We start from the raw sequence: 25399 nt of genomic DNA on the forward strand, positions 1-25399 counted from the left end.
ACTGGGATGGCTTCACTCCAGTCGCAGCGCGCGGCAGGCGACGAGCCTGGCTACCTCCGGCTTTATGCGCTTCACGACCACGAACCGTGCCCCGGGAGTGTGTCCGGGGTCGTGGGTCACCTCGCCCCCCGGCGGAGCGGGCCAAGCGTCGCGCCAACGGCAGACCCAGGCCCGCACCGCCGTGTCCGTCACCGGGATCCGCGCGCCGGCCGGGCTCGAAGAGCTGTCCGGCGAACGGGGGCGGTACGCCGGGGCCGTCGTCGATGACATCGATGCGTACGCCGTCGGATGTGCGGTAGGCGCGGACGGCGATGTGTGAGCGGGCGTAACGGCAGGCGTTGGACAGGAGCGGGCTGACGATGCATTCGAGGAGGGCGGGTGGGAATCCGGCCTTCAGGGGCGGCCGTCGGCGGTAACCGTCAAGTGGGATGGCATGCCGAGGACTTCGGTGAGGCGTCGCAACGTAGAAAGGACCTCGGCGGTGCCGGGAGCGGTGAGTGTGCCGCCGCGGGCGTCGTCGAGGAGGGTGTCGCAGATGGTGCGCATGGTCTGGGCGGCTTCCGCGATTACCTTGTGGGTGGCGTGGGTCTCGGCGGTGAGGGGATGGGTCTGCCACCAGTCGAGTTCGGCGATGATCCGGCTGAGGGGTGTGTGCAGCTCATGCGAGAGTTCCCCGGTGAGCTGCCGCTCGTGGCGCAGGAGGGTGTGGATGCGGTCCAGTATGGCGTCCAGCGAGGTACCGAGGCGCGCTAATTCGGCCGGGTGCCGCTCATGACAGCCGGTGGCCGATCCCGCGTGCCGTGCCGATGGTCCGCTCGCTGCCTGCTGCGCGGAGCTTTCGGCGCAGGCGGGTCAGATACTGGTCGAGGGTGTTCTCGTGGACCTGGGCGCCCTCTGGCCAAGCTGCCCCGACCAGCTCGCGGCGGCGCACGATGCCGCCGGCTGCAGCCATGAGCGCCGCCAGGAGATGGAACTCGATCGGTGTCAGGCCGACCCCGATGCCTCGGACACTGACCGCGTGCTGGACTGCGTCCAGCGTCAGGTCTCCCGCAGTGACGGCATGCGGTGGTGTGGCCCGTTTGAGGGCTGCCCGCAGGCGGGCCGCGAGTTCGGCGAGGTGGAAGGGCTTGGGCAGGTAGTCGTCGCCTCCGGCCGAGAACCCTGACAGTCGGTCGCTCAGCCGGTGGTGGGCGGTCAGGAAGATGACGGGGGATAGGAACCCGTTCGCGCGCATGGCCGTGCACACGTCCCGTCCGTCGGCGTCGGGCAGCCCGATGTCGAGCACGGTGGCGGAGATGTCGGCGGTGGCAAGTCGCAGGGCGGTGGCGCCGTCCGGTGCGGGCACGGGGTCGAAGTCCTCGGCGCGCAGTCCGCGCATCAGCACGTCACGCAGGGCGTGATCGTCCTCGACGACCAGGATCGTCCGGCGCATGGTCCTCCCTCTGCTCTCGTGCCACGTCCGTCGGTTCCGGTGTCGCGTGAGTTCGGCCCCCTGCTGTGCTGCCCGTCGGTTCTGCCGTCCCGCGCGCCGTGTCCGTGTCCGTCGTGCCGAGGGCCCATCGGCCGGGAAGCCAGCGGGCCACAGCGCTCACATACAGGCCGAGCCACCCGAGGGCGAACAGCCAGCCGCCGACGACGTCGGTGAACCAGTGCACGCCGAGGTAGACACGGGTCAGCCCGACCAGCGCGCCCCAGCTGCCAATGACCAGGGTGAGCGGGGTCGTGCCGCGCGGGCCGCGTATGCGGATGGCGATGATCAGCAATCCTGCGGTGAGGGCCGCCGTGGTGGTGTGACCGGACGGGAATGCCCATCCCGAGGCATGTGTCGCCCAGTCCGTCAGGGGTGGCCGCGGCCGGGTGACAAGTGCCATCACCGCGTACCGCAGCGCCTGGCCCGCACCGAGGCATCCCAGACAGAGCGCCACGGCGAGCCCGCGCTGCCGTGGGGTGCGCCCCGCGATGAGCGCGGCCAGCACCGCCAGCGCGTACGGGATGACACCGGTCCCGGTGTCGGTCAGCCCGCGGGCGAGCACCACCGCCACGTCGGGCCGGTGGCCGACGGACGACGAGAGGAAGTCGGCGTCCGCGAACAGCGGTATGCCGTCGTGGCCCACCACGACCATGGTCAGCACGCCAAAGGCCGTCCACGCTCCGAGCCCGCAGCTGCCGGCCAGTTCGGCGGCCTCGCCGCGCTTCACGACACCACCAGCAGCGGACGCAGCCGGGTGGCCGCGAGCCGCATGGCCGCGGCCTCCGCACGCCTGAGCAGTGCCGACATGGCGAGCAGGGCGGAGACGGCGCCTACCACAATCCCGGCCAGCACGTCGTGGGGGTAGTGCGCGCCCACCCAGACCCGCGAGACGGCCATCGCGCAGGCGGCCACCACGGCGACCGCGCCGAGTCGGCGGGAGACGAACAGCAGGGCGACGGCCGCCGCTGCGGCGATGGCCGCGTGGTTGCTGGGGAAGGACCAGTCGCCGGGCGCCGGACACGCCTCCAGCGTGGTCACCCGCAGGCTCTGGCAGGGCCGGTCCTCACGCACCAGCAGCTTCAGCACCGCGTCCACGCCGAAGGCCGCGACCACGACGAACGGCACGGCGAGCGCCGTCACGGACGCGGTGGCGCCCACCCGCCGGGCGTGCCACCAGCCGACGGCCATGAGCACCGCGAACAGGACGAGCCCGTACGCCGACCAGGCCGACACCGTGTCGTCCAGCCAGACGGGGGAGCGCCGGGCGAGGTTCACCACGGCGGTGTAGGCCGGGCCGTCGACCGACGAGCCGTCAAGGGCGATGATCATCCGCGTGCCTCCTTCGCCTTCGCGTCCCGGCGCGAGCGGTACACCTCGGAGGCGACCGGAATCAGCGACAGTCCCACGATCACCGCGACCATCGGCAGCAGATAGCGGTCCACGTTCGGAACGGAGGAGCCCAGCGCGTAGCCCGCCAGGGTGAGCCCCAGGCTCCACACCAGCCCGCCGGTCACCTGCCAGAGCGTGAACGTCCGGACCGGCACCCGCAGGGCGCCCGCCATCGGGTTCAGGACCGTGCGCACCACCGGAACGAAGCGGGCCAGGACGATCGCTTTCGCGTACCCGTAGCGCTCCAGCAGCTCCTCCGCACGTCTCGCCCCCTCGTGCAGGCGGGCCGACCGGCTTCGGGCGAGCAGGGCGCCGCCCGCTCGACGGCCCAGGAGGTACCCGCACTGTGAGCCGGCCAGCGCTCCCACCGCCGCGGCGACCAGGAGCGGGGCGAGCGACAGCTTCAGGCCGCTCCCGGCGGTGCCGGTGCACAGCAGACCGGCCGTGAACAGCAGGGAATCGCCCGGGAGGAAGAAGCCGATCAGGAGCCCGGTCTCGGCGAACAGCACCACGCCCACGCCCAGCACGCCGAACGCGGACAGCAGCGACCGCGCGTCGAGCACATTGACGGCGAGCTGCGACGATAGGTGTACGGCTGTGGTCATCGTCGGAGGCCCCTTCATCGTTCTTCCGGACTGTCGGATGCGGCGAAACGCTGAAGCGAGGGCATCCGGCGACTGACTACAATCTTGTAGACGGTCTACTGAACTGTAGACGATGGGGGAGTGAGGAACGTTCCCATGACCGACGCGAGGGACGAGAGGCGGCCGGCAGGCGAGCTCGAGGCCGCCGTCATGGCCGCGCTGTGGGCCGCCGGCGCCCCACTCACGCCAGGGCGGGTGCAGATCGAGCTCGGCTCCGGCCTGGCCCGGACGACGGTGGCGACGATACTGACCCGTCTGCACGAGAAGGGCATCGTCGACCGGGAGCGGCAGGGCCGCGGCTACGCCTACTTCCCCGTCCAGGACGCGCCCGGCCTGACCGCCCGGCGCATGCACACCGAACTCGACCGGGACACCGACCGGGAGACGGTCCTGGCCCGCTTCGTGGCCCAGCTCAGTCCCGGCGACGAGCAGCACCTGCGCCGGCTCCTCGACGGTGACGAGCGATGACCGCTCTGCTGCTCCTCCCCCTGATCCTGCCCTTCCTCGCGCCGAAACTGGCCCGCCGAACCCTCGACCGACTGGCCCCCGCCACCGCGTTGTGGGTCCTCACCGCCTCGACCCTGGCGCTGGCGGGAACCTGCGTCGCCGCCCTCGGCGCCCTCGTCCTGACCGGACTGCTCAAACTCCCCGCCCTCGCCGTCCTCGGTGAACTCGTCCACCCCCTGCGGACTCCCTCGGACTACGTCGTCCTCCCCGCCGCCGTGGCCGCCACCGGGGTGCTCACCCTCAGCGTCTGGACTCTCGCACGCTCGGCCTTCCGGCAGACCCGCGCCTTCCGGACCGCCCGCACGCAGGCCGACCGCCGCCCCGCCGCCGGTGACCTGTGCGTGATCGACTCGCCCGATCCGGACGCGTACGCCCTGCCCGGCCGGCCCCACCGCATCGTCGTCACCACCGCCATGCTGCGCAGCCTGGGACCTGCCGAGCGTGAGGCCCTCTTCGCCCATGAGCGCGCCCACAACCGGGCCGGCCACCACTACTTCCTGGCCGCCGCCGAACTCGCCGCCCACTGCCACCCCGCCCTGCGCACCACCCGTGGCACCATCCGGTTCGCCGCCGAGCGGGCCGCCGACGAGGCCGCCGCCGAGGTCACCGGAGACCGGCGCCTGATCGCCACGGCCATCGCCCGCGCCGCCCTCGCCGGAAACGCCATCCCCTCCGCCCGACCGGACTTCGCACCCGCGGCGACCACCGGACCGGTGCCGCAACGCGTCGCCGCGCTTCTCGCACCCACCCGGACGCACCCGCGCACCATCCGCCGGACCACGTTCCTCCTCGTAGCCTGCACGGTCCTGTCCGTCGTCGCAGGAGCGGCAGGCGTCGTCGACTTCCACCACGAGGTCGAGGTCGCCCAGGGCGAGCAGGCTCCCTGACAGGTTCGACCCGGCGGCCCACCGCCGGATGCGCGACCGTTCCGCCGCGTGATCATCCCCAGGCGAGGACCGGCTCCAGCAGCCGGAGCAGGTCGCCGATTGCGTCGGCGGCGACCAGCGCGGTGAGGGCACCAAGCGCCAGAACGGTCACCGCCGGCGGCACAGGCGCGGGGTGGGGCGGACTGGAGGCGGCGACACGGCGGAAGGCCGCGCGGTCGGTGAAGCCGAGTCCGAGCGGCGGCTTCCGGCCGGCCGCGAGCGCCGCCCGAGCGAGGGCACGGGCGGCCGACGCGGTCCCCGACCGCCGCAGCCGCCCGGCGTACCTCCTTGCCAGCGGCGCCGCCGTACCGCGGGGGCGGGGCGCCCTCCGAGAGGCCGGACGCCTGCTGCCACCACTGCGGAGCCGACGAACACGACGCCGCAGGTAGGCGCGTAGTACCGCGGTACTACGCGCCCGCCGCGGTTCAGCCTCCCGGTACCACCGGATCCGGGTGATCCGGCACCTAGCGTTGCCGGTGAGGCGTCCGAAGTGACGGACGCCGGAGCCCGACAGGGAGAACGCGAATGATCGACGCACGGCGGTTGACCAAGAGGTACGGCGAGAAGACGGCCGTCGACGGGCTGGACTTCGTGGTGAAGCCCGGCACGGTGACCGGCTTCCTGGGGCCCAACGGCGCGGGCAAATCCACGACCATGCGCATGATCGTCGGCCTCGACGCCCCGACCAGCGGCTCCGTGACCGTGAACGGCCACCGCTACGCCCACCACCGGGCGCCGCTCCAGGAGGTCGGCGCCCTCCTGGAGGCGAAGTCGATCCACCCGGGCCGCTCGGCGTACAACCACCTCAAGGCGCTTGCGCTCACCCACGGCATTCCCGGCACCCGGGTCGACGAGGTCATCGGCCTTGCCGGACTCGACAGCGTGGCGAAGAAGCGGGCCGGCGCCTTCTCCCTCGGGATGGGCCAGCGGCTGGGCATCGCGGCGGCGCTGCTGGGCGATCCGCAGACGGTGATGCTCGATGAGCCGGTCAACGGGCTGGACCCGGAAGGGGTGCTCTGGATCCGCAACCTTCTGAAAGGGCTCGCCGACGAGGGTCGGACGGTGTTCGTGTCCTCCCACCTGATGAGCGAGATGGCCTTGGTGGCGGACCACCTGATCATCGTGGGACGCGGACGGCTGCTGGCCGACACGACCGTGGCAGACCTGATCCGCGAGGCCGGCGGGGACACGGTGAAGGTCGTCACCCAGGACCCGGCCCGGCTGCGAGACGCGCTCGCCGGGCCGGACGTCGATGTCATCGGCCGGATCGGTTCCGAGGAGCTGCAGGTGACCGGGCTGACCGCCCGCGAGATCGGGCTGAGGGCCGCCGAGCACGGCATCGCGCTGTTCGAGCTGAGCGGGCGAAGCGTGTCACTGGAGGAGGCGTTCATGGACCTGACCAGGGACGCCGTGGAGTACCACGGCACCACGACCGGCATCGACACCCTCGGGAGGCCCGCATGAGCACCCTCACCGCGACCGCGGAGGAACCCAGGACCACTCCCGCCCGCCCCGCGTACCGGGTGACGGGACGGCGCGTGCTCACCTCCGAGTGGGCCAAGCTGTGGTCCCTGCGCTCGACCTGGATCACCCTGGGCCTCGGCCTGCTGTTCCTGGTGGCCTTCGGCCTGATCTCCGCGAGTCGCTACAAGTCGGGGATCGACTCCGGCCACATGGACCGGGACTTCGCCGATTCGACGGCCGTCAGCCTGTCCCTCTTCGGCACGAACTTCGCCCAACTCGCCCTGGGCGTGCTCGGCGTGCTGGTCACGGCGGGCGAGTACTCGACCGGCATGATCCGTTCCACGCTCGCGGCGGTGCCCCGCCGGCTGCCCGTGCTGTGGTCCAAGGCTGCTGTCTTCGGACTGGTCGCACTGGTCGTGGGGACGGTGGGAGGGTTCGTCGCCTTCCTGTTCGGCAGTGGAATCGTCGCGGGCACGCCCGCGGCCATGAGCCTCTCGCACGCCGGTGTGCTGCGGAGCCTGCTGGGCGCCGGGCTCTACCTCGGCCTCGTCGGGGTGACAGGGGCCGCGCTGGGCGCGCTGCTGCGGTCGGTGGCCGGGGGGATCTCGGTGCTGGTCGCCGCCCTGATGCTGATCCCGGGGCTGATCTCCCTGCTGCCGAGTTCCTGGCGGGGCGACATCAGTCCCTACCTGCCGTCCAACGCGGGTGAGTCGATGTTCGCGCTGACCCACGACTCGACGTCCCTGTCGCCGGGCGCCGGGCTGCTGGTCTTCCTGGGCTGGACGGCGCTTGCGCTGGGCGGCGCGGCGTACCGGCTCGCGCGCACCGACGTCTGACGCCCGCACCATGGACAGGTGACGTCCGTGACGACCGATGACATCAGCGGGATGGGACCGCTGGTCGCCCGGCTGTCCCGGGGCGGCCAGCGGTTGCGGCAGGCCGACCGGACTCATCCGTGGGTGCTGGACACCGCGGTCGTGATCGTGGTCTTCCTGATGTTCTGCCTGCCCGACCTGCTGCGCGGCGGTGTGGACGACGGCGACGGCCCACGCCGTTTCCGGCTCGCCTTCACCGAGCTGCCCGTCGCGGGAATGCTGGCACTGCAGGCAGGACTGGTACTGCCCCTGCTGTGGCGGCGACGCAAGCCCATGGTGGCCTTCGGCGTCATCGCCTCGGTGTTCGTCCTCCAGTGGTCCCTGGGCGCGGCGCTGCGCGCGGACGTCGCCCTCTTCGTCGCCCTGTACAGCCTGGCCCTGCACGGTCGGCTGCGGCAGCTGCCGTGGGCCGGTGCGGTGATGGCCGGGGCCATGCTGCTGGTCGCGTTCCGCGCGTCCTCGGCCGTGTCCGTCTGGGACGCGCTGTTCTTCCTGCTGAGCACGGCCACGGCGGCCCTCGCGCTCGGCCTCATGGTACGAATCCGCCGGGCCCAGCTCGCCGGACTACGGGAGCGGGCCGCCCGGCTGGAAATTGAGCGCGACCAGCGCAGCAGGCTGGCCACGGCCACTGAACGCACCCGGGTCGCCCGCGAGATGCACGACATCGTCGGCCACAACCTGTCCGTGATCATCACCCTCGCCGACGCCGGCGCCTACGCCACCGACATCGCACCCGAACGGGGCAAGGAGGCCCTGCGGCTCATCGGCGACACCGGCCGGCAGGCCCTCGGCGAGCTGCGGCGCGTGCTCGGCGTACTGCGCGAGGCCGGGGACGGCCCAATCGGCGGGCCCGAGCTCAGCCCGCAGCCCGGCATCGCGGACATCGGCGCGCTGTGCGCCACGGTGCGCGCCGCCGGACTGGAGGTCGTCTACCGGACCTCCGGCGACGTCGAGGCCCTGGACGGCGGGGTCCAGCTGACGGTGTACCGCATCGTCCAGGAAGCCCTCACCAACACCATGAAGCACGCCGCCGACGACGCCCGGGTGCACCTGGTGGTCGCCGTGACGGACACCCGGCTGAGCATCCGGGTCCAGGACACCGGCCCGGCCGCACAGCCGGGACCGCCGAACGAGGAAGGGCACGGCCTGGTGGGCATGCGAGAAAGAGCCGCTCTGTACGGCGGAACCGTCAGCGCGGGGCCGACGGACGGCGGAGGGTGGAGTGTCGAGGCGGTCCTCGACCTCACGCCCCGGGGCGGTGACCGGTGACCACCGTCCTCATCGTGGACGACCAGCCGCTGCAGCGCTACGGCTTCCACCTGCTCCTGGACTCCGTCCCCGAGACCGACGTCGTCGGGGAGGCCGCCCACGGCGCGGAGGCCGTCCGCAAGGCCGCCGAACTGCGCCCGGACGTCGTCCTGATGGACGTCCGCATGCCCGGCATGGACGGCATCGAGGCCACCCGCCGCATCGTCGCCGCCGGCGGCCGCTCACGCGTCCTCGTGCTCACGACGTTCGACCTCGACGAGTACGTCCACGCCGCGATCCGGGCCGGCGCCAGCGGTTTCCTCCTCAAGGACGCGCGCCCCGAGGAACTTCTCGCAGGCATCCGCGCCGTCGCCTCCGGTGACGCCGTGATCGCACCCGCCCTCACCCGCCGCCTCCTGGACGAGTTCGCCCAGTACGTCCCCGCCCGCCGGGGGGACGCCGCCGAGGACCCGAGGCTCGGATCCCTCACCGACCGCGAACGGGAGATCCTAGTCGCCGTCGGCAAGGGCTGGACCAACGGCGAGATCGCCGCCCGGTTCGTGCTCTCCGAGTCCACCGTCAAGACCCACGTGGGCCGCGTCCTGGCCAAGATCGGAGCCCGCGACCGGATCCAGGCAGTGATCTTCGCCTACGACCACGGCCTCGCCCGGCCCAACGCCGACTGAACCCGATGAGCGGCGGCCGGGAAGACCGGCGGCCTGCTCGCTGCTGCCGCGCCGCGGGGCCCGTCAGAGTTCCAGGCGGTAGCCGTGCCCGCGCAAGGTGCTGATGCGGGGCAGGACGGTGGGGCGGACCGAGGCGTCGGCGGCCTGCGCGAGGCGTCGGCGCAGCCCGGCCATGGTGACGTCGAGGGTCTTGGTGGAGCCGAACCAGTTCTCGTCCCAGACCTCGGCCATCAGGGTCTCCCGGGAGACGGCCTCCCCGGCGTGCCGGGCCAGGACGGCGAGCAGGTCGAACTCCTTGGGACGCAGGTCGACTTCCGCCTCGTGCAGCGTGCAGCGGCGGGCCACGACGTCGACGACGAGGTCGGCCAGCCGGACGGGTTCCTGCGGAGGCGTGGCGACGACCCGGCGGCGCAGATGGGCGCGGAGCCGGGCGAGCAGCACGGTCAGACTGAAGGGCTTGACGAGGTAGTCGTCCGCCCCCGCGTCCAGCCCGGCGATGACGTCGATGTCGTCCGTGCGGGCCGTCAGGATGACGATCAGCAGGTCAGGGTGCCGGGCGCGCACGGCGCGCGCGACGTCCAGACCGTCCATGTCGGGCAGTCCCAGGTCGAGCAGCAGCACGTCGTACGGGGTCCGCGCGGCCTCGGCCAGCGCTGCGGAGCCCGTCCGGCTCCAGGTCGGTGCGTAGCCGTTGCCGCGCAGGCCGGTCTCCAGGTGGCGGCCGATGGTCTCGTCGTCCTCGACGACGAGGACGCGGTGACACCTCGGGTCGGCGGTCGCGTGCGTGCGCATGCTGGACAGCGTAGGAGCGGGCGACGCCCGCAGCCCGCCCGCTCCCGTCCGCTCACAGGTCACGCAGCTCCTCCACGGCGGGCCGGCCGGCGCTGCGGATGCCGTTCAGCGCGGCCGCCAGGACGGCGACGACGGCCGCGCCCGCGGTCAGGGCCAGGTAACCGCCCGGCACCGACAGGCTCGCGGGCGGCGGATCGAAGACGCCCGTCAGGACCTTCACGAGCATCTCGGACAGGGCCCAGCCGATGAGGGCGCCGCCCGCCAGGCCGCCGGCGGCCAGCAGCAGGGCCTCGGTGAGGACCATGCCGCGCAGCTGACCGCCCTTCGCGCCGAGGACGGTGGCCACGGCGAAGGTACGGCGGCGTTCGGCGAGGCCCAGGGCGAGGACGAGCCCTCCCGCCCCGGCGGCCAGCAGCACCGCGAAGGCCAGCTCGATCCGGGTGAGTCCGGCCAGGTCGACGGAGGTCAGACTGGTGCCGACCGTGCCGCGCGTCTGCGTGAGGTCGGTGACCGTGGCGCCGGTGCCCAGCTGCCGGCGCAGATGTGCGGCGATCTGCTGCTGGTGGCTTCCGCCCGTGTCGAGAAGGAAGGCGCCGACCGCGTCGCTGCCGGTCGCCCTCGCCACGTAGGCGGCGTTGGCGACGAAGAAGCTGTCCTTCGGCGCGGTCGGGAACTCCTTGACGATCCCGGCGTAGTGGAAGGGCACGGTGCGCAGCGCTTTCGTACGGGCGTCCTGGATCCGGAGGTTGACGGTGTCGCCGGGGGAGAGCTGGAAGTCGTGCACGGTCTCAGCGCTGACCAGCAGGTTGTCGGGGCGCTGGGCGAGCCGGCGCATCAGCTGGCCTGCCGTGCCGCCCGAGAAGTAGGCGTCCTGGAGCGAGGTCGCCTTCGCGACGGTGGCGGGCCGGACGCCGTAGAGGTCCTGGAGGTCGGAGCCGACGTAGGCATAGCGGTGCTGGAGGGGCTCGACGTTCCGGACGCCGGAGACCTTCAGCGTGTCGGCCGCGCTCGCCCGGACCTGTGCGCCGGGCGGTTCGGCGACGGTGACGTCCGCGCCGTTGGTGAGGCGGGCGTCGACCTCGGACTGCTGACGGTAGGTGGAGTTGAAGACGGCCGTCGAGATGGCGAACGACACGGCGAGGGCGAGCAGTACCACGGAGCGGGCCAGCGGCCGCCGGCGGCGGGACAGCACGGCCGCCGTGGTCGTGGCGAGGGTCGCGGTCAGCGGCCGGGCGAGACGGGCCAGGGCAGGCCGGCCGTGGGCGAGGACCAGCAGGGTCAGCCGCCACAGCAGCAGGGCCGCGCCCAGCCACAGCAGGGCCGGGCCGAGGAACGCCCAGTAGGAGACGGAGACGCTGGGCACGCCCTCCGGGGCGAGGACGAGGGCGTACTGATTGCCGGAGGAGGCGCGGAAGACCAGCCAGGAGCCGGTCAGCAGCGCGAAGTCCAGGCCGTACCGGAGCCACCAGGGCGAACGCGACCCGCGCGGCTCCCGCCTGGTGTCGGCGACGGTCACCGTGCGCAGATCCCGCAGGGCGGGCACGAGCACGGCGGCGGCGGCCACGGCCACGCCGAGGACGAACGCGATGGCGTACCAGAGGGCCCAGGTGCCCGCGCCCGCCCCGAAGGAGGCGGCGCCGAAGGCGAGGCGGCCGGTCAGCGCGGCGAGCCCGAGACCCGCGAGGCCGCCGACGGCCCCGACCAGCGCGGCTTCCAGTCCCGCGAGCGCGGTGATCTGGCGGGGACGTAGCCCGCGCAGCCGTAGCAGGCCCTGTTCCCGGCGGCGCCGTTCGCCGCCGGCCGCGGCGACCGCCACCGTCAGGGCGGCGGCCAGGACGGCGCCGGGGACGCCGAGGAAGAGGAAGAGGATCTGGGCGTAGAGGGCGTCCTGGCGGGCGGAGTCAAGGGCCGCGCCCAGGTTGTTGCCGACGAGCGCGGAGCCGGCCGACTTGGCCTCCAGGTGGTGTGCGGCGCCGGTGACCGAGGTGAAGGCGGCGGCCGGGTCGGCCGGCAGTTTCGCGTCGCGGGCCACGTGGATCTGGGTGGTGACGTCCGTGGCTCCCCTGGTGAGGGAGGCGAACCGGGCGGCGGGCAGGAGGACGACGTTGTCCGGGGGAGCGGTCGGCTGGGACTGCGTGGGCGCGCCGACCTTCTGGAACAGCGAGTCGGCCTGGGGCAGGTCGACCACGCCGTCCACCCGCACCTGCCGCAGTCCGGCGCCGGGCAGCCGTACGCCGATGGTGTCGCCGGGGGCGGCGTGCAGGTTGGAGGCGGTCTGCTGGGCGAGCAGGACGCCGGTGCCGGAGCCGGAGAGCGTGCGCAGTTCGTCGGGGAAGTGGCTGCGGTAGTCGGCCGGCAGGCCGAGCGCGACGCCGGGGCCGGTCGTCTGGGTGCTGCCTCCCACGGTGGCGGTGAAGCCGGTGGTGCGGGCGAAGCCGACGGGCAGTGCGGCCCGGGTGCCGCCGGCGGCCTGCACCAGCGACCGGACGGCGTTCGGGTCGGCGCCCGGCTGTACCTCGACCTGCCAGTCCACGGCGACCGAGCGGACTGCCCGCTGGGTCATGGTCGCCTTGGACGCGGTGAGGAAGGAGCCGAGCGCGGCGACCAGGGCGACGGCGAGGGCGATCCCGGCTACGGCGGCCAGGAGCCGTCCGATGCGTTGGCGGGCCAGTCCGCCCGCCCAGGCGGTGATCATGACAGGCTCCCTCGTGGGTCCGGCGCTCGCGCTGCTTCGGGTGCGAGCAGCCGGCCGTCGCGCATGAACCGCCGGACGGTGAGCCGGGCGGCGACGGCGGGGTCGTGGGTGGTGACGACGAGGGCCGCGCCCGTCCGGTCGGCCGCCGCGAGCAGGGCGTCCAGGACGCGGGCGCCGGTGGCGTGGTCGAGGCGGCCGGTGGGCTCGTCCGCGAGGATCAGCCGCGGCGCCTGCGCCAGCACCCGGGCCACAGCCACTCGCTGGGCCTGGCCGCCGGAGATCTCGTCGGGCAGCCGGTCGGCCAGCCCGGCCGCGCCGACCACGTCGAGCGCCTCGGCGACCGGACGGCGGGTGTCCTCCTGCGGACGTCCCGCCAGGACGAGCGGCAGCGCGGTGTTCTCCGTGACGTCGAGGGCGGGGATGAGGCTGTCGGCCTGGAAGACGAGGCCGATGTCCCGGGGGGCGTGGAGTCCGGGCCGGGTGATCGTGCCGCTGGTGGGGCGTTCGAGCCCGGCCAGCAGATGGAGCAGGGACGACTTCCCCGACCCGGACGGTCCCACGATCGCCAGCCGGTCGCCGGAGCGAACGTCAAGGTCGGCGCCGTGCACAGCCACCACGGCGGTGGGGCCCCGGCCGAAGGTGAGGGCGACGCCCCGGCAGGAGACGAGCAGGTCAGCGGAGGACATGGCTGCTCTCCTTCGCCTGAGCGGTTCCCTCGTGTCCCTCGTGTCCCTCGCGGGCCCGCCCATCGTCCAGTGTGATCACTCGGTCGGCGCCCCGCACCGCTTCCGCGCTGTGCGTCACGATCAGCACCGCGCAACCGTCCGCCGCCCGGTCCCGCAGCATCCGCAGCACCAACTCCTCGGTCACGCCGTCGAGTTCGCCGGTCGGCTCGTCGGCCAGCAGCACGGCCGGGGAGTTGGCCAGCGCGACGGCGAGCCCGGCCCGGGCCAGTTCACCGCCGGACAGCTGCCGGGGCAGCGCGCCCGCCCGCCGCCCGAGCCCCACCTGTTCCAGCAGCGCCGCGGCCCGCACCGTGGGACGGCCGCGCACCGCATGCTGGGCGAGTCGGATGTTGTCGCGCACGGTCAGATGCTGCAGCAGGTTGCGGGACTGCAGAAGCACTCCCACATGACGCGCGCGCAGCCGGGCGCGTTCGGTCTCGGGCCGATGGCTGATGCGCACGCCCGCCACCCGGACCTCGCCGCCCGACGGCTCGTCGAGCCCGGCCAGGCACGCCAGCAGGGTCGACTTGCCCGCCCCTGACGGGCCGACGACGGCGACCGTCTCTCCCCGCCGCACCCGCAGTGACACTCCGCGCAGCGCGAGCGTCTCCTCCTCGCCGGCCCGGTAGAAGCGGTAGAGCTCCCGGGCGGCCAGCACCACGTCGTCGTCGGACGGTCCGGCGGGCATCGCACTCACCGCCACGCGAACGAGTCGCTGACGATCCGCCACGGGTCGACGTTGTCGGCGTTGACCGGGCCGGACAGCGTCAGGTCCACCTCGTGGCCCTGCCGGTAGAAGGCGTACCGCTCGAATGCGTCGCGCACCACCTTGCCGGTGACCGGGTCCCTGGCCGAGTCGCCCTGGTAGGTGAGAAGGACGACGGGGCCCGCTTTACGGGTCACCTGCGACACCTTCGGCGATGCGAACTTCGGCACCGCCCCGCGCAGGTGAGGTACGACCGTGTCCTTGACGGAGGTGACGGTCGGGGCGGTGGAGGCGTTGGCCGTGGCGATGGTGACGCTGTTCAGCTTGTCCGTGAAGACGGTCGTAGCGCCCTTGTCGGTGCGGGCCCAGCCCTCCGGTACCTTCACCGTGAATCCGGTGAAGCCGCCGGTGGGACGGTAGGCCACGAACACCTGGTTGTCGGGGATGTCGCCGGGCGGGTTCGACTCGGTGGGGGCCGGGTTCGCCGCCCGCACCGGGGCCGTCGAACCCGGGCCGGAATGCGCCCCGGACGACGATCCGGAACACCCCGCGATCACGGCCGCGACCACCGTCACTGCGACGAGGCCGGCGGAGATACGTTTGTACGACATGCCACTGCCCTCCCGAGCTACTGCCGGGTTCTGCTCTGCTGCCATGTCACCGACGCTAGACAGCCGTCGGTTAACGCCCCGCGCGCCGACGGTTAGACGACGGCAAAAGCGCGTGGCGGACCGCCCACGGACCGGTCGGGGGCCCGCAGGATGGGGGCATGAGACAGCGCGTGGTGCGAGTCGCCCTCACCGCCGCCCTGGTCGCCGTCGTCCTCCTCGCCGTCCCGCTGGCCCTGGCGATCAGGTCGTCCCTGTACGCCGACCAGCGCGACACCCTGGAACGGGCGGCTCTGTCGGGCGCGGTACGCGTCAGCCCGGACTACGCGACCGGCGACCCCGTAGAACTGCCCGCGCCACCGGCCGACGGCCGTCTCGGTCTGTACGACCCCTCGCTGCGGCTGCGGGCCGGCACCGGCCCTCGCACCGGCGATGCGGCTGTGCGGCGGGCGCTGGCCGCGGAGGTGGTGCGCGGCCGGCCGGGCGGCGACCTGGTCGTCGCGGTACCCGTCTCGCACGCCGAGCGGGTGATCGGCGTCGTACGGGCCTCCTCGCCCGCAGCCGCCGTACGCCACCGGGTCCTGATCGCCTGGGCGGTCCTCGCCGGGGTCTGCGCCCTCGCGCTGACTGTGGCCGTCCTCGTCGCCCGCAGGCAGGCGCGGTTGCTGGCCGCGCCGCTGGAGGACCTCTCCCGGCACTGCCGGGCCGTCACCGCAGGCGACCTGAGCGCCCGGGCCGCGCCCAGCAGCGTCGCCGAGATCGACCAGGTCGCGCGGACCCACAACGAGATGCTGCACAGCCTGACCGAACTCCTGCGCCACGAGCGCGACTTCACCGCCAACGCCTCCCACCAGCTGCGCACCCCGCTCGCCGGGCTGCAGCTCACCCTGGAGGCGGGGATCGCCCAGGACGACGACGCCCGGCTGCGGCCCGCCCTGGAGGAGGCCCTGGCCACCACACGCCGCCTGCACCGGACGGTGGAGGAGGTGCTGCGCCTGTCCCGCTCCCACGGCCTGCCGCGTCGGCCCGCCCCCGACACGCCCGTGTCGCAGCTGCTGCGCGAGACCGAGGAGCGCTGGCACGGACTGTTCGCCCGCGACGGCAGACGCCTGGAGGCCGCGGTCCTCGAGACGGGGGACGACGTTCGCGTCCTCGGCGCCCCCGTCACCGAGATCCTCGGCGTCCTGCTGGAGAACGCGCGCGTCCACGGGCGCGGCACCGTGCGCCTCACGGCCCGCGATCTCGGGGAGGCCGTCGCTTTCGATGTGACCGACGAGGGCGCGGTGGACGGCGAGGCGTCCCGGCTGTTCGACCGCGGCCGCACCGGCGCGGGGGAGGGCTCCGGCATCGGCCTGTCCCTCGCCCGCGATCTGGCCGTGTCCCTGGGCGGCAGACTCTCCCTGTCCAGCCGCCGTCCAGCCGCCTTCACCCTGCTCGTCCCCGTACGCCGCGAGGAGCCCGGCTCCGAGGGCGACGGCTGAGGAGGGTTCAGGCGCCTGCTGCGGTGGGAGCCGGTCGCAGCCGGGTGACGATCCGGTTCGCGGCAATCTTCTGCAGCAGCCCGTAGGCGAGGACCGGCAGCAGCAGGTGCGGTTTGTCGGGCAGGGACGTGGTGATCAGCACCGCGCTGGCGCTGCTGTTGTTCATGCCGCAGGCGAGCGTCAGCGACGAGGCGGTCCCCGCCTCCAGCCGCAGGAAGTGGGCGGCGACCCGGCCGAGGACGAAGGAGAGCAGGCAGACCAGGGCGGCCACGGCCAGGGCAGCGGCGAGCAGGAGCGGTCGTGGCCGTGTGAGGACGGATCCGAGGGCGCCGCTGGCGTTGACGTAGGTCAGGACCAGCGAACCGGCCATGGCCGACGGCGTCACCGTCGTGACCAGGCGGCCCAGCCATCGCGCGGGCAGGACGAGTGCACCCAACAAGCCCGCCGCGCAGGGAAGGACCACGGCGGTGAGGGCGAAGTCACCCTGGGTCAGCCGGCCGGTCGCGGCGAGGGTGTGCGCGTAGCCGCCGCTGAGCAGCGGCGACAGCGTCGCCAGCAACACGGGGGTGGTCAGCGGGCTGAGGAGGGTGGAGGCCAGGACGAGACCCACCATGGTCGGCTGATCTCCGTCGCCCTTGTCGGTCCACACGGTCGCCCCGGCGGCGACGGGCATCGCCACGACGAGGATCATCGCGGTGAGCAGTCCGCTGCCGCCGTCGGCGTCCGGGGTGCGCCGCAGCAGGAGGGCGACGAGCGGCACGACCGCCAGTGGGATCGCCAGGTGCAGCACGAGGCCGGAGAGCAGGGCCTTCGGACGCCGCAGCAGGGCGCCCAGCGCGCGGACGGGGACCTGGAGCCCGGCCGAGAACAGCACCAGGGACAGCAGGAGCGGTGCGGTGTGCACTGTCAGGTGCGACGGCGGCAAGTGGTGGGGGCGGCGCAGCCACAGGCCGGGGGCGGGCAGGACCAGGGCGAGGGCGTAGGACAGGACGATGGCGCGGCCGAGCCGGTGCCGCAGCCAGGACGCGGCGCTTGTGTGCATGGCCCCATCGTGATCGGGCCTGACCTGGCGGGCCGGGAAAGCCGCGCGGCAGTCAGGATGCGTTCAGGTCACCGCCGGCAGCGTCCCGCCCACCTGGGAACTCTCCGAGACTCCCGGACCCGGCACAAGTGCCTCCGCTCGCCTTTCCACCGTCCGCGCTGAAACAAGGTCCCCGAGTCACCGGCTACATTCGGATCACCGAGGTGCTGATCGTCGCCGCCATCCAGGCCGCCGCGCTGGTTGTGCTGTGGTGCACCCGGGCCGTGTGGTTCACGCCCGCCGCTGAGTGGTGCACGTGCGAGCAGGCACCGGGCGTTCCGGTCACCACGCCGCTGCGCGGCCGAGCATGGAGCGACGGACACGTTCGAAAGCCGGGGTGACACGGCACGGGGACGGCCTTGAGGAATCTGTGTCAGCTCGTGAGCATCCCGCGGCCGAACCAGTCCTTGGTGTCGCGGACTCCGGGCAGGGCGAAGAAGTAGCCGCCGCCGGTGGGTGAGATGTAGTCGACGAGGGGCTCGTCGATCAGCCGGGTCTGGGTGGCCTCGAACTGGCGCTTGAGGTCCTGCTGGTAGCAGCAGAAGACCAGACCCATGTCGAGGTTGCCGACATCGTCGATTCCGCGGTCGTAGTTGTAGCCGCGGCGCAGGATGCGGGAGTCGTCCGTGGCGGCGGTGCGTGGGTTGGCGAGGCGGATGTGGGCGTCGAGGGGGATCGCGTTGCCGTGCGGATCCTTGGCGTAGTTGGGGACATCGGTCTCCTTGACGCCGTCGAGCGGGGCGCCGGTGTCCTTGCGGCGGCCGAACATCTTCTCCTGCTCGGTGAGGGAGACCCGGTCCCAGAACTCGACGAGCATGCGGATGATCCGTATGACCTGGTAGCTGCCGCCCCTGGCCCATGCGGGCTCGCCGGCGCCGCTCCCGACCCATATGAGGCGGTTGCTTTGTCGGGACGAGGTGACGTCCGGGTTGGCGATGCCGTCCTTGAAGCCGAGGAGGTTGCGCTGGGCGCCGCTGGGGCGGGGCGTGTTCTGGAAGCCGTCGATGCGCCACTTGATCTGCATGGCCCCACGGGTGTGCCGGGCGATGTCGCGCAAGGCGTGCAGGACGGTGTCCTGACGGTTGGCGCAGATCTGCAGGGACAGGTCGCCGTGGCACTCGGCGGGCTTGAGGTTGTCGTTGGGGAAGGTCCGCATGGGAGTCAGGCGGCGGGGCTTGGCCGTGGCGAGGCCGTAGCGGTCGTCGAAGAGGGACGCGCCGACGCCGACGGTGATGGTGAGTCCGTCGGCGGGGACGGTCGGGCCGAGGATGCCGTTGTCGGAGGGCGGGGCGCCGACGCCGAGATCGGCGGGGATGCCGCCGGAGGTCAGGAAGCGGGCCCGGTTGGTGAGCGTCTTCAGCAACTCCATCAACTGCGCGCGGTCTTCGGCGATGACGGTGAAGGAGACGAAGGTGGCGGCGGCCGGCGCCGGGGTGATGATGCCGGCCTGGTGGAGGCCGTGGAAGGGCACTTCGGCGGCGTTCGCCGTCTGCGCGGCCGCCTGTGCGGTGCCACCGCCGCTCTCGGCGAGCGCGAGCCCGCCGCCGGCCAGAACCGCACCGGCTGCTCCGGCGCCGAGGGCCGTCTTCACGAAGGAGCGGCGGTCGGCGCCGGCCGGGCAGCCACCCTGCGGGGCGGAGGTTTCGGCGGACGGCATGGGGGCGTTCCCTTCGGTGCGTGCGAGGTCGTCGATGCGGCGGTGTGCGGTGGTCATCAGGCGGCCTTCCGGATCTCCAGCAGGGCCGGGACGGGGGAGAGGTCCTCCAGCAGCTGGCCGGTGACCCCATTGACGCGGGCGCGGTCGGTGGCGCCGAGCTGTCCGACGGGGGTCCAGTGGCTGCCATGGTGGGCGGAGCCGAGGAGCTTCTGTAGCCGTGCGACGTCCGCGTCGACGGTCGGCAGCAGGTGCGGAGAGCGGCTGGTGAGCAGCGGCCTGAGGACGGTGAGCAACTCGCGGGTGCCGGCGAGGTTGGCGTCGGCGGTGGCGAGGTTGGTGCCGCTGCCCTCGTCCGTGCCGCCGGTCAACTCGAACTGCAGTGTGTTCTCGAGGACCTCGTGGGCGCGCAGCGGCAGGTCGGACGGGTGGAAGTCCTGGTGCGGGAAGGCTTCCCGCAGGCCCGCGGCGTCGGCGGCCAGTCGCTGGGCCGGCGCGGTGAGCGAGGTGGCGGGCTCGCCGTGCCACAGACCGTACTCGATGCGGTGGAAGCCGGTGAAATCCTTGTCGTGCACGCCGTCCGGTAGTCCGTCGGCCCTTCCGTCGATCTTCTGGTCGAAGTCCTCGAAGGTGCCGTAGGCGGCGCCGAGGGAGGCATAGGTGCGGTGCGCGGTGAGCCAGTCGGTGCGGGCCTTGCCGAGGTGGTTGTGCCTGATGTCGTCGGCCAGGGTGCGGGTCTGGGGCACGAGAGCGGCCAGGCCCTCGTCGACGTACGTCCGGTACTGCGCGAGCGGGCCGGAGAGGTCGTGTTCCGAGACCGGGACGACCGCCTTCGCAGCTCCGCCACCGGTGACGCGGACGGCCTCGGAGGTGACCGCGGTGCTGCCGCTGGGTACGCACCGCCAGGCGTATGCGCCGCCGGCGACAGTGGCGACCAGGGCGCGGGTGGTGCCGGGTGCCAGGCCCTCGGTCTCGCCGTAGACGGCGTTCGTGGCCGGGTCGATGAGGTACACCTCGGCAGTCTTGTCGCCGGTGTTGTGCATCTGGAAGGTCTGCCGGCCGGGTTTCGGCGCGGTGAAACCCTCGCCGCAGTCCTTCTCCGAGACGGCGACGGTCTGGGCGGCGGCAGGCTTGGGACGGCCGAAGGCGACGGCGAGGCCCGCGAGGAGCGCGGGGACGGTGACGACGGCGACGGGAACCACCCAGGCAGGGCGGCGCCGCGCGGGCGTCGGGGCGTCCGGGGCCGGTGCCGCCTTGCCGGAGGCAGGCTTCGGCGCCGTGGCGCGCAGGCCGCGCACGAACAGCGTCATGACCACGGCGAGATAGCCGGCGTAACCGAAGACCTGCAGCCAGGTCATGGCCGGCGTCAGGTTGAACACGCCCTGCACCAGCGTGCTGTACCAGGAGCCGGCATCGATACTGCCGCTCAGGTCGACCGCGTAGGCCGCCTTGCCGGGCAGCACTCCGCCCTCTTGCAGGTCGCGCAGCCCATAGCCGAGAACGCCGGCCGCGATCACGATCAGGACCGCTCCGGTGGCGGTGAAGAACTTCGTCAGGTTGATCTTCAGGACCCGCCGGTACAAGCCCCAGCACAGGGCGGCCGAAAGGATCAGCCCGATCGCGGCGCCGGTCAGAGGGCCGGAGGACTCGCCGGCCGCCTGGGCCGTGGTCCACAGGAACAGCGCGGTCTCCAGACCTTCCCGGCCCACGGCGAGGAAGGAGGTGAGGATCAGCACACCCGAGCCCATGGCCAGGGCTCCGGTGATCTTCTCCTTTATCTCACCGGACAGGCTGCGGGCCGAGCGGCGCATCCAGAACACCATGGCGGTGACGAACGCGACCGCGATCACGCTGAGGGTGCCGCCGAAGGCTTCCTGCGCGGTGGCCGACAGGGAGGCCGCGGTGAAGGTGAGGACCGCGCCGAAACTCATGGCGAGCGTGATCGCCGCGAGTACGCCCGTCCACACCTGCGGCAGCCGGGAGCGGGCATCCGCCCGCACAAGGGTCGCGACGAGGATGGAGACGATGAGTCCCGCTTCGAGCCCCTCCCGCAGCCCGATCAGGAAACTCGGAAACGCGTCATCCCACATGCGACCCTCCCCGGGCGGCCTCCGTGCGAGCAGCGCCCATTAGCGTAGGCAACCCTAACCACGGCTGGACCATCTTGACTACAGACCTGTAGTCAGATGGTCATGGGGCGGTAATACAGGAGTAAAACCCGGGAGCTCTTCCACTGCGGTCTGCGGGACGACGTCGCCTTCGCCGGGCCCGACGGTACGGTTCTGTGCGGGTCAGCCCGCACGTGGGGCCGTCAACAGTGGCCTGCCCCACACTCAGCGGCTGACCAGGGAAGATGGAGAACTGGGACGGGAGTATCTAGGGTCGGCGCGTGGCTTTCATCATGGTGTGTGAAGACGACGCGGCGGTCCGCGGCGTCCTCAAGCGCGCCCTGGAGCACGACGGGCACACCGTCTCCGTCGCCGCCACGGCCGACAGCCTGCTGCGGCAGCTCTCACCGGCGCCCCATCTGGTCGTCCTGGATCTCGGTCTCCCGGACGCCGACGGCCGAGACGTGTGCCTGGCCCTGCGGGCTCGCGGCGTCGACGTGCCGGTGTTGATGCTCACCGCCTTGGACGGCCTGCATCACAAGGTGGGCGGCTTCGAGGCCGGCGCCGACGACTACATGACCAAGCCCTTCGACATCCCGGAGCTGCTGGTCCGTGTCCGGGCGCTGCTGCGCCGGGCCACCGTGGCGCCCGCACCGCGCGAGGTCGTCCTCGATCCGGCGAAGCACGTGGTGACCCACGATGCGGTGAGCATGAGCCTGACCCCGACGGAGTTCCGGCTGCTGGGCCGCCTGATCGCCTCGCAGGGCGACGCGGTACGCCGCCACGCCCTCGTCGCTGCCGGCTGGCCGCACGGGGCGCAGGTCAGCGACAACACCCTCGACTCCTATGTGCGCCGGCTGCGGGCGAAGCTCGGTTCGCTGGGTGTGGCCGAGCGGCTGGCGACCGTCCGTGGCGTGGGCTACCGATGGCAGTGACGGGATTCCGTAAGCGGGTCGTCGCACTCACCGTGCTGATCGCCACCGCCGTGGTCGCGATCCTGGTCGTGGTCTCGCACGTACTGCTGAGCCGGGTGACGGACGCCGACGCGCACGATCTGGCGCATGCGCGCGCCGAGGCGGTGGCGGCGAACGTCACCACCAAAGGCAGCCGTGTCGTACTTACGGAGAACGGCAGTGAGGCGCTGGACGAGGTCGCCTGGGTGTATGCCGACGGCCGCCTGATCGACGGAAACGTCCCGCCGAGCCTGGTCGGTCGCGTCGAGGAGCTCGCGGACTCGGGGCGCTCGCAGACCGCGTCGGCCGGCGACTACCTCCTGTACGCGCGGGAGGGCCCGATGGACGGCCACCACGTCATGGTGATCGCCCGGGTGGACCTCACGCCCTACGAGACATCCGAGCAGCGCAGCCTGACCTTGTCCCTGATACTGGGCGGCCTCACGATCCTCCTCGCCGGCGGGGTCGCACACCTCGTGGTGCGCCGCGCGCTGCGGGTCGTCCACGAGATGGCCGCCCTCGCCGACGACTGGGGCCAGCACGAACCCGGGCGCCGCTTCAACCTCGGCGTCCCCCGCGACGAGTTCGGGGAACTGGGGCGGACCCTGGACCACCTCCTGGAGCGCGTCGACAACGCGCTGGCGGACGAGCGCCGGCTCACCGACGAGATCGCCCACGAGCTGCGGACACCGCTCACGGTCCTGCGGGCCGAGGCACAGCTGGCGCAGCTGTCCGGCGAACCGGTGCCCACGGAGGCGGTGCTGAGCGAGGTCGACCGCCTCGATACGGCGATCACGACGCTGCTGCGCGCCGCCCGCGCACGGACGGACGAGGGGACCCCGTGCGACCTGCGCTCCGCCGCACGGCAGGCGATCGCCGGCCGCGCGGTCGAGGTCGCCTTCCCCCCGAAGGTCGAGGTCGCCGTGGCGGCCGACGTCGCCGTGGCGCTGCTGTCACCCCTGCTGGACAACGGCCTGCGGCATGCGAAGTCCCGGGTGTGGATCACCGCGCGCAACCAGGGCGAGGCCATCGTGGTCGATGTCCTGGACGACGGCCCCGGGATCGATCCCGCGGACGTCGACCGGGTCTTCGAAGCGGGGGTGACCGGTGGCGGCGGGTACGGGCTGGGGCTGCCGGTGGTGAGGCGCATCGCCGCCTCGGCCGGTGTGGAGGTCCGCGCGATCGCGGACGGCCGCGGGCATGTCGAGGTGACACTCCCGGCCGCCCGTGCAGCCGCGTAGTCAGGTTAAGTGCAGATTCCCCGCGTCAACCTTCTCGCATGACAACGGCAACGGAAGCACGCGCGCGCAGCGGGCGTCTCATGCTCAACAAGGTTCCCGAGGTCACCGTCTGGTTCTGGGTGATCAAGGTCCTGTGCACGACCGTCGGTGAGAGCTTCGCCGACTGGATCAACATGAAGCTCGGCGTCGGCCTGGTGAACACGGCCTGGATCTTCACCGCGGTGTTCGTGGTGGTCCTGGTCGTCCAGCTGCGGCTGAAGCGGTACGTCCCGTTCCCCTACTGGCTGACGGTGGTCGTTGTCAGCGTCACGGGCACCCTGTACACCGACATCCTGACCGACCAGTTGAACGTGCCGCTGTGGATCAGTTCCGCGGTCTTCTCGGTGCTGCTCGCGGCGGTCTTCGGCGTGTGGTGGGCGCGGGAGCGCACGCTGTCGATCCACTCGGTCACCACGCTTCCGCGGGAGTCGTTCTACTGGCTCGCCGTTCTCGTCACCTTCGCGCTCGGCACCGCGACCGGCGACTGGACCTTGGAACTGACCGGCTGGAGCCCGGGAGTCTCGGTCCTGCTGCCGCTCGGCCTCATCGCGGCGATCACCGCGCTGTGGAAGTTCGGCGCCAACCCGGTGCTGTCCTTCTGGCTCGCCTACATCCTGACCCGCCCGCTGGGCGCGAACATCGGCGACTGGCTCGCCTCCCCCAAGGTCGCCCAGCCGGGCGAACCGACCGGTCTCGACCTGGGCACGTTCACCACCAGCCTGATCTTCCTCGGCCTCATTCTGGCGACGGTGGTCTACCTGACGGTGACGCGCTCGGACGTGACCGAGACCCACGAGGCGACCCACGCCGCACACACCACCGGCGACCCGCGCAAGGAGCGCGTCGCGCTGGCCGGCTTCGGACTGCTCGCCGTCGCCACTGCGGGCCTGCTCGTCTGGGCCCATGGCCGGCCGCACGTCGGCCCGGCGCCGGAGGAGGACAACACCTCCGCCGTCCAGCTGGCTCCCGGCCAGGCGGTGAAGAAGTTCCCGCCCGCCAAGGTCGCCGCGCTGAAGACCCTCGCCTCCACCTCGCTCAAGGACGCACGCTCGGGGAACGAGACCGGGGCCCACGCGGCCGCCCAGAAGCTGCGTGACCTGTGGGACGCCGATCAGGCATCGCTCCAGCCGCTGGACAACACCGGCTGGACCTCCATCGACGCCCAGATGGACAAGATGCTCAAGACGTTCGGCATCGACCACTCGAACCCGCCGATGTCGCCTGCGCAGCAGGAGAAGGAACTGAACACCCTGTTGACGGACATGGGCTGACAGGCCGGACAGCGCCCGGCCGGCCCACCCGGCCGGGCAGGCTCAGAGTGCCGAGGCAGAGCAGAGAACCGCCATTCCTCGGCATACGCCGGGGAGCCTCGGACACCGACGCGCGGCCGCAGCCTCGCGTGGGGCGGTCGCTGACCGGATGGCGTGGGCCGAATGAGTGCAGGCCCTACCGCGCGAACAGGCGAGGGCCAGTCAACTCTTCGTTCTGGCCGTGCCGGCGGCCCGCGACCATGCCTTCGACGGCTGTCCTCGTCAGTGCCGACGCGAGCCCGCGGGAAGGACTGGCCGGGCTGAACCATACAAGCATTTCCTTCATGCGCACGGCTCACCGAGGACGGCAAGAACGACCAAGACAGTGAAGAGGCGGAGTCGCAGGACACCCGAATCACCTCGTGCCGGCTGGTCATGTGAAGCAGGCAACTCAGGCAGGAAGTGAAGGCCGACCGGTCCGACTCGGGAAACATCACGCCCGCAGCTGCTCGACGGGGGACAACCCGAGACGCCTCGGCAGTGAGGAGTCCTTCGCCGGGCTGCGCGAGGCCCGCCCCTTGGACGGTGCCTCGGGCCGTTCGTGCCATGGTCGACGAACCACAGCTCGTAAGGAGGGCGGCAAGCCTGTCCGTCAATGCCGGTCGTGAGTAGACGAAGAGTCAACACAGGGGCAGCTCGTCCGGGCCATGTTGAGCACCGGTTCGGTAGAAGCCTTTCGGCTGTGGTCGGGTCATGCCGTTGTACCGGGATCGATGGGACGGTTGCCCAGTGCCGTTCCGGACGGGGGTCTGACTCGTGAGATCTATGACCGAAGTGTCCAGTCACGGACCTGTCG

General features: G+C 72.3%; 22 protein-coding genes and 1 pseudogene. 10 read left to right on the top strand and 13 right to left on the bottom strand.

Features of this window, described 5'->3' with window-relative positions; translation table 11 throughout:
• Window positions 1-12: 12 nt before the first annotated feature.
• The 5 genes and pseudogenes from ACFY0F_RS20400 to ACFY0F_RS20420 form a co-directional block, all read right to left on the bottom strand.
• Window positions 13-768 (bottom strand): annotated as a pseudogene (locus ACFY0F_RS20400) (sensor histidine kinase); the annotation flags it as partial.
• A gap of 1 nt (window position 769) precedes the next feature.
• Window positions 770-1432, bottom strand: coding sequence for a response regulator transcription factor (locus tag ACFY0F_RS20405; protein ID WP_358507415.1), 663 nt, complete (start codon window positions 1430-1432; stop codon window positions 770-772).
• On the bottom strand, window positions 1386-2198 hold the full coding sequence (locus tag ACFY0F_RS20410) for a phosphatase PAP2 family protein (RefSeq protein ID WP_388795822.1): 813 nt from the start codon (window positions 2196-2198) through the stop codon (window positions 1386-1388). The genes ACFY0F_RS20405 and ACFY0F_RS20410 overlap by 47 nt, the downstream gene beginning before the upstream one ends.
• Window positions 2195-2800 (bottom strand): phosphatase PAP2 family protein, encoded by a 606-nt coding sequence (locus ACFY0F_RS20415; protein ID WP_388795825.1) that lies wholly within the window; start codon window positions 2798-2800, stop codon window positions 2195-2197. Before ACFY0F_RS20415 ends, ACFY0F_RS20410 begins: the two co-directional genes overlap by 4 nt.
• Window positions 2797-3465: a DedA family protein gene (locus tag ACFY0F_RS20420; protein WP_388795828.1), complete on the bottom strand. Its 669-nt coding sequence runs from the start codon at window positions 3463-3465 to the stop codon at window positions 2797-2799. The genes ACFY0F_RS20415 and ACFY0F_RS20420 overlap by 4 nt, the downstream gene beginning before the upstream one ends.
• Before the next feature lie 135 nt (window positions 3466-3600).
• Between ACFY0F_RS20420 and ACFY0F_RS20425 the strand changes: the two genes are divergently transcribed.
• The 6 genes from ACFY0F_RS20425 to ACFY0F_RS20450 all read left to right on the top strand — a co-directional run bounded on the left by ACFY0F_RS20425 (window position 3601) and on the right by ACFY0F_RS20450 (window position 9210).
• Window positions 3601-3972, top strand: coding sequence for a BlaI/MecI/CopY family transcriptional regulator (locus ACFY0F_RS20425; protein WP_388795831.1), 372 nt, complete (start codon window positions 3601-3603; stop codon window positions 3970-3972).
• Window positions 3969-4898: a M48 family metalloprotease gene (locus ACFY0F_RS20430; RefSeq protein WP_388795834.1), complete on the top strand. Its 930-nt coding sequence runs from the start codon at window positions 3969-3971 to the stop codon at window positions 4896-4898. The genes ACFY0F_RS20425 and ACFY0F_RS20430 overlap by 4 nt, the downstream gene beginning before the upstream one ends.
• Before the next feature lie 564 nt (window positions 4899-5462).
• Window positions 5463-6401 (top strand): ATP-binding cassette domain-containing protein, encoded by a 939-nt coding sequence (locus ACFY0F_RS20435; protein WP_358507429.1) that lies wholly within the window; start codon window positions 5463-5465, stop codon window positions 6399-6401.
• Window positions 6398-7237, top strand: coding sequence for an ABC transporter permease (locus ACFY0F_RS20440; protein ID WP_388795838.1), 840 nt, complete (start codon window positions 6398-6400; stop codon window positions 7235-7237). The genes ACFY0F_RS20435 and ACFY0F_RS20440 overlap by 4 nt, the downstream gene beginning before the upstream one ends.
• Window positions 7238-7264: 27 nt before the next feature.
• The gene (locus tag ACFY0F_RS20445; RefSeq protein WP_388795841.1) at window positions 7265-8545 is read left to right on the top strand and encodes a sensor histidine kinase; all 1281 of its coding nucleotides are present in this window, start codon (window positions 7265-7267) and stop codon (window positions 8543-8545) included.
• The gene (locus tag ACFY0F_RS20450) at window positions 8542-9210 is read left to right on the top strand and encodes a response regulator transcription factor (protein WP_358507435.1); all 669 of its coding nucleotides are present in this window, start codon (window positions 8542-8544) and stop codon (window positions 9208-9210) included. The genes ACFY0F_RS20445 and ACFY0F_RS20450 overlap by 4 nt, the downstream gene beginning before the upstream one ends.
• Window positions 9211-9273: 63 nt before the next feature.
• On the opposite strand, the gene ACFY0F_RS20455 is transcribed toward ACFY0F_RS20450, so the two are convergent.
• Genes ACFY0F_RS20455 through ACFY0F_RS20475 form a run of 5 tightly spaced genes read right to left on the bottom strand, consistent with a single transcriptional unit; the run spans window position 9274 to window position 14784 of the window.
• Window positions 9274-10002, bottom strand: a complete 729-nt coding sequence (locus ACFY0F_RS20455) for a response regulator transcription factor (RefSeq protein ID WP_388795845.1) — start codon at window positions 10000-10002, stop codon at window positions 9274-9276.
• Window positions 10003-10054: 52 nt separating this feature from the next.
• The gene (locus ACFY0F_RS20460; protein ID WP_388795848.1) at window positions 10055-12697 is read right to left on the bottom strand and encodes an FtsX-like permease family protein; all 2643 of its coding nucleotides are present in this window, start codon (window positions 12695-12697) and stop codon (window positions 10055-10057) included.
• Window positions 12694-13383 carry an ABC transporter ATP-binding protein gene (locus ACFY0F_RS20465; RefSeq protein WP_388795851.1) on the bottom strand — a complete coding sequence of 230 codons (690 nt, stop codon included), beginning with the start codon at window positions 13381-13383 and terminating at the stop codon, window positions 12694-12696. Before ACFY0F_RS20465 ends, ACFY0F_RS20460 begins: the two co-directional genes overlap by 4 nt.
• Window positions 13370-14110 (bottom strand): ABC transporter ATP-binding protein, encoded by a 741-nt coding sequence (locus ACFY0F_RS20470; RefSeq protein ID WP_388795854.1) that lies wholly within the window; start codon window positions 14108-14110, stop codon window positions 13370-13372. The genes ACFY0F_RS20465 and ACFY0F_RS20470 overlap by 14 nt, the downstream gene beginning before the upstream one ends.
• Window positions 14111-14115: 5 nt before the next feature.
• Window positions 14116-14784 (bottom strand): hypothetical protein, encoded by a 669-nt coding sequence (locus ACFY0F_RS20475; protein ID WP_388795857.1) that lies wholly within the window; start codon window positions 14782-14784, stop codon window positions 14116-14118.
• 113 nt (window positions 14785-14897) lie between these two features.
• Between ACFY0F_RS20475 and ACFY0F_RS20480 the strand changes: the two genes are divergently transcribed.
• Window positions 14898-16217, top strand: a complete 1320-nt coding sequence (locus ACFY0F_RS20480) for a histidine kinase dimerization/phospho-acceptor domain-containing protein (protein ID WP_388795859.1) — start codon at window positions 14898-14900, stop codon at window positions 16215-16217.
• Between the two features lie 7 nt (window positions 16218-16224).
• On the opposite strand, the gene ACFY0F_RS20485 is transcribed toward ACFY0F_RS20480, so the two are convergent.
• The 3 genes from ACFY0F_RS20485 to efeU form a co-directional block, all read right to left on the bottom strand.
• Window positions 16225-17259, bottom strand: a complete 1035-nt coding sequence (locus ACFY0F_RS20485; RefSeq protein WP_388795862.1) for a sodium-dependent transporter — start codon at window positions 17257-17259, stop codon at window positions 16225-16227.
• 412 nt (window positions 17260-17671) lie between these two features.
• On the bottom strand, window positions 17672-18955 hold the full coding sequence (gene efeB / locus ACFY0F_RS20490) for an iron uptake transporter deferrochelatase/peroxidase subunit (protein WP_388796251.1): 1284 nt from the start codon (window positions 18953-18955) through the stop codon (window positions 17672-17674).
• A 56-nt stretch (window positions 18956-19011) separates the two neighbouring features.
• Entirely contained in the window at window positions 19012-21042 is a 2031-nt protein-coding gene (gene efeU / locus ACFY0F_RS20495) for an iron uptake transporter permease EfeU (RefSeq protein ID WP_388795864.1), read from the bottom strand.
• 299 nt (window positions 21043-21341) lie between these two features.
• Here efeU and ACFY0F_RS20500 point away from each other — a divergent pair, with 299 nt between their 5' ends.
• The 3 genes from ACFY0F_RS20500 to ACFY0F_RS20510 are packed head-to-tail and all read left to right on the top strand — an operon-like array spanning window position 21342 to window position 24564.
• Window positions 21342-21995 (top strand): response regulator transcription factor, encoded by a 654-nt coding sequence (locus tag ACFY0F_RS20500; protein WP_388795867.1) that lies wholly within the window; start codon window positions 21342-21344, stop codon window positions 21993-21995.
• Entirely contained in the window at window positions 21986-23254 is a 1269-nt protein-coding gene (locus ACFY0F_RS20505; protein WP_388795870.1) for a sensor histidine kinase, read from the top strand. Before ACFY0F_RS20500 ends, ACFY0F_RS20505 begins: the two co-directional genes overlap by 10 nt.
• Before the next feature lie 38 nt (window positions 23255-23292).
• Entirely contained in the window at window positions 23293-24564 is a 1272-nt protein-coding gene (locus ACFY0F_RS20510; protein ID WP_388795873.1) for a hypothetical protein, read from the top strand.
• Window positions 24565-25399 lie beyond the last annotated feature (835 nt).

It is taken from the genome of Streptomyces sp. NPDC001544, from assembly GCF_042894285.1.
Lineage (GTDB): Bacteria > Actinomycetota > Actinomycetes > Streptomycetales > Streptomycetaceae > Streptomyces.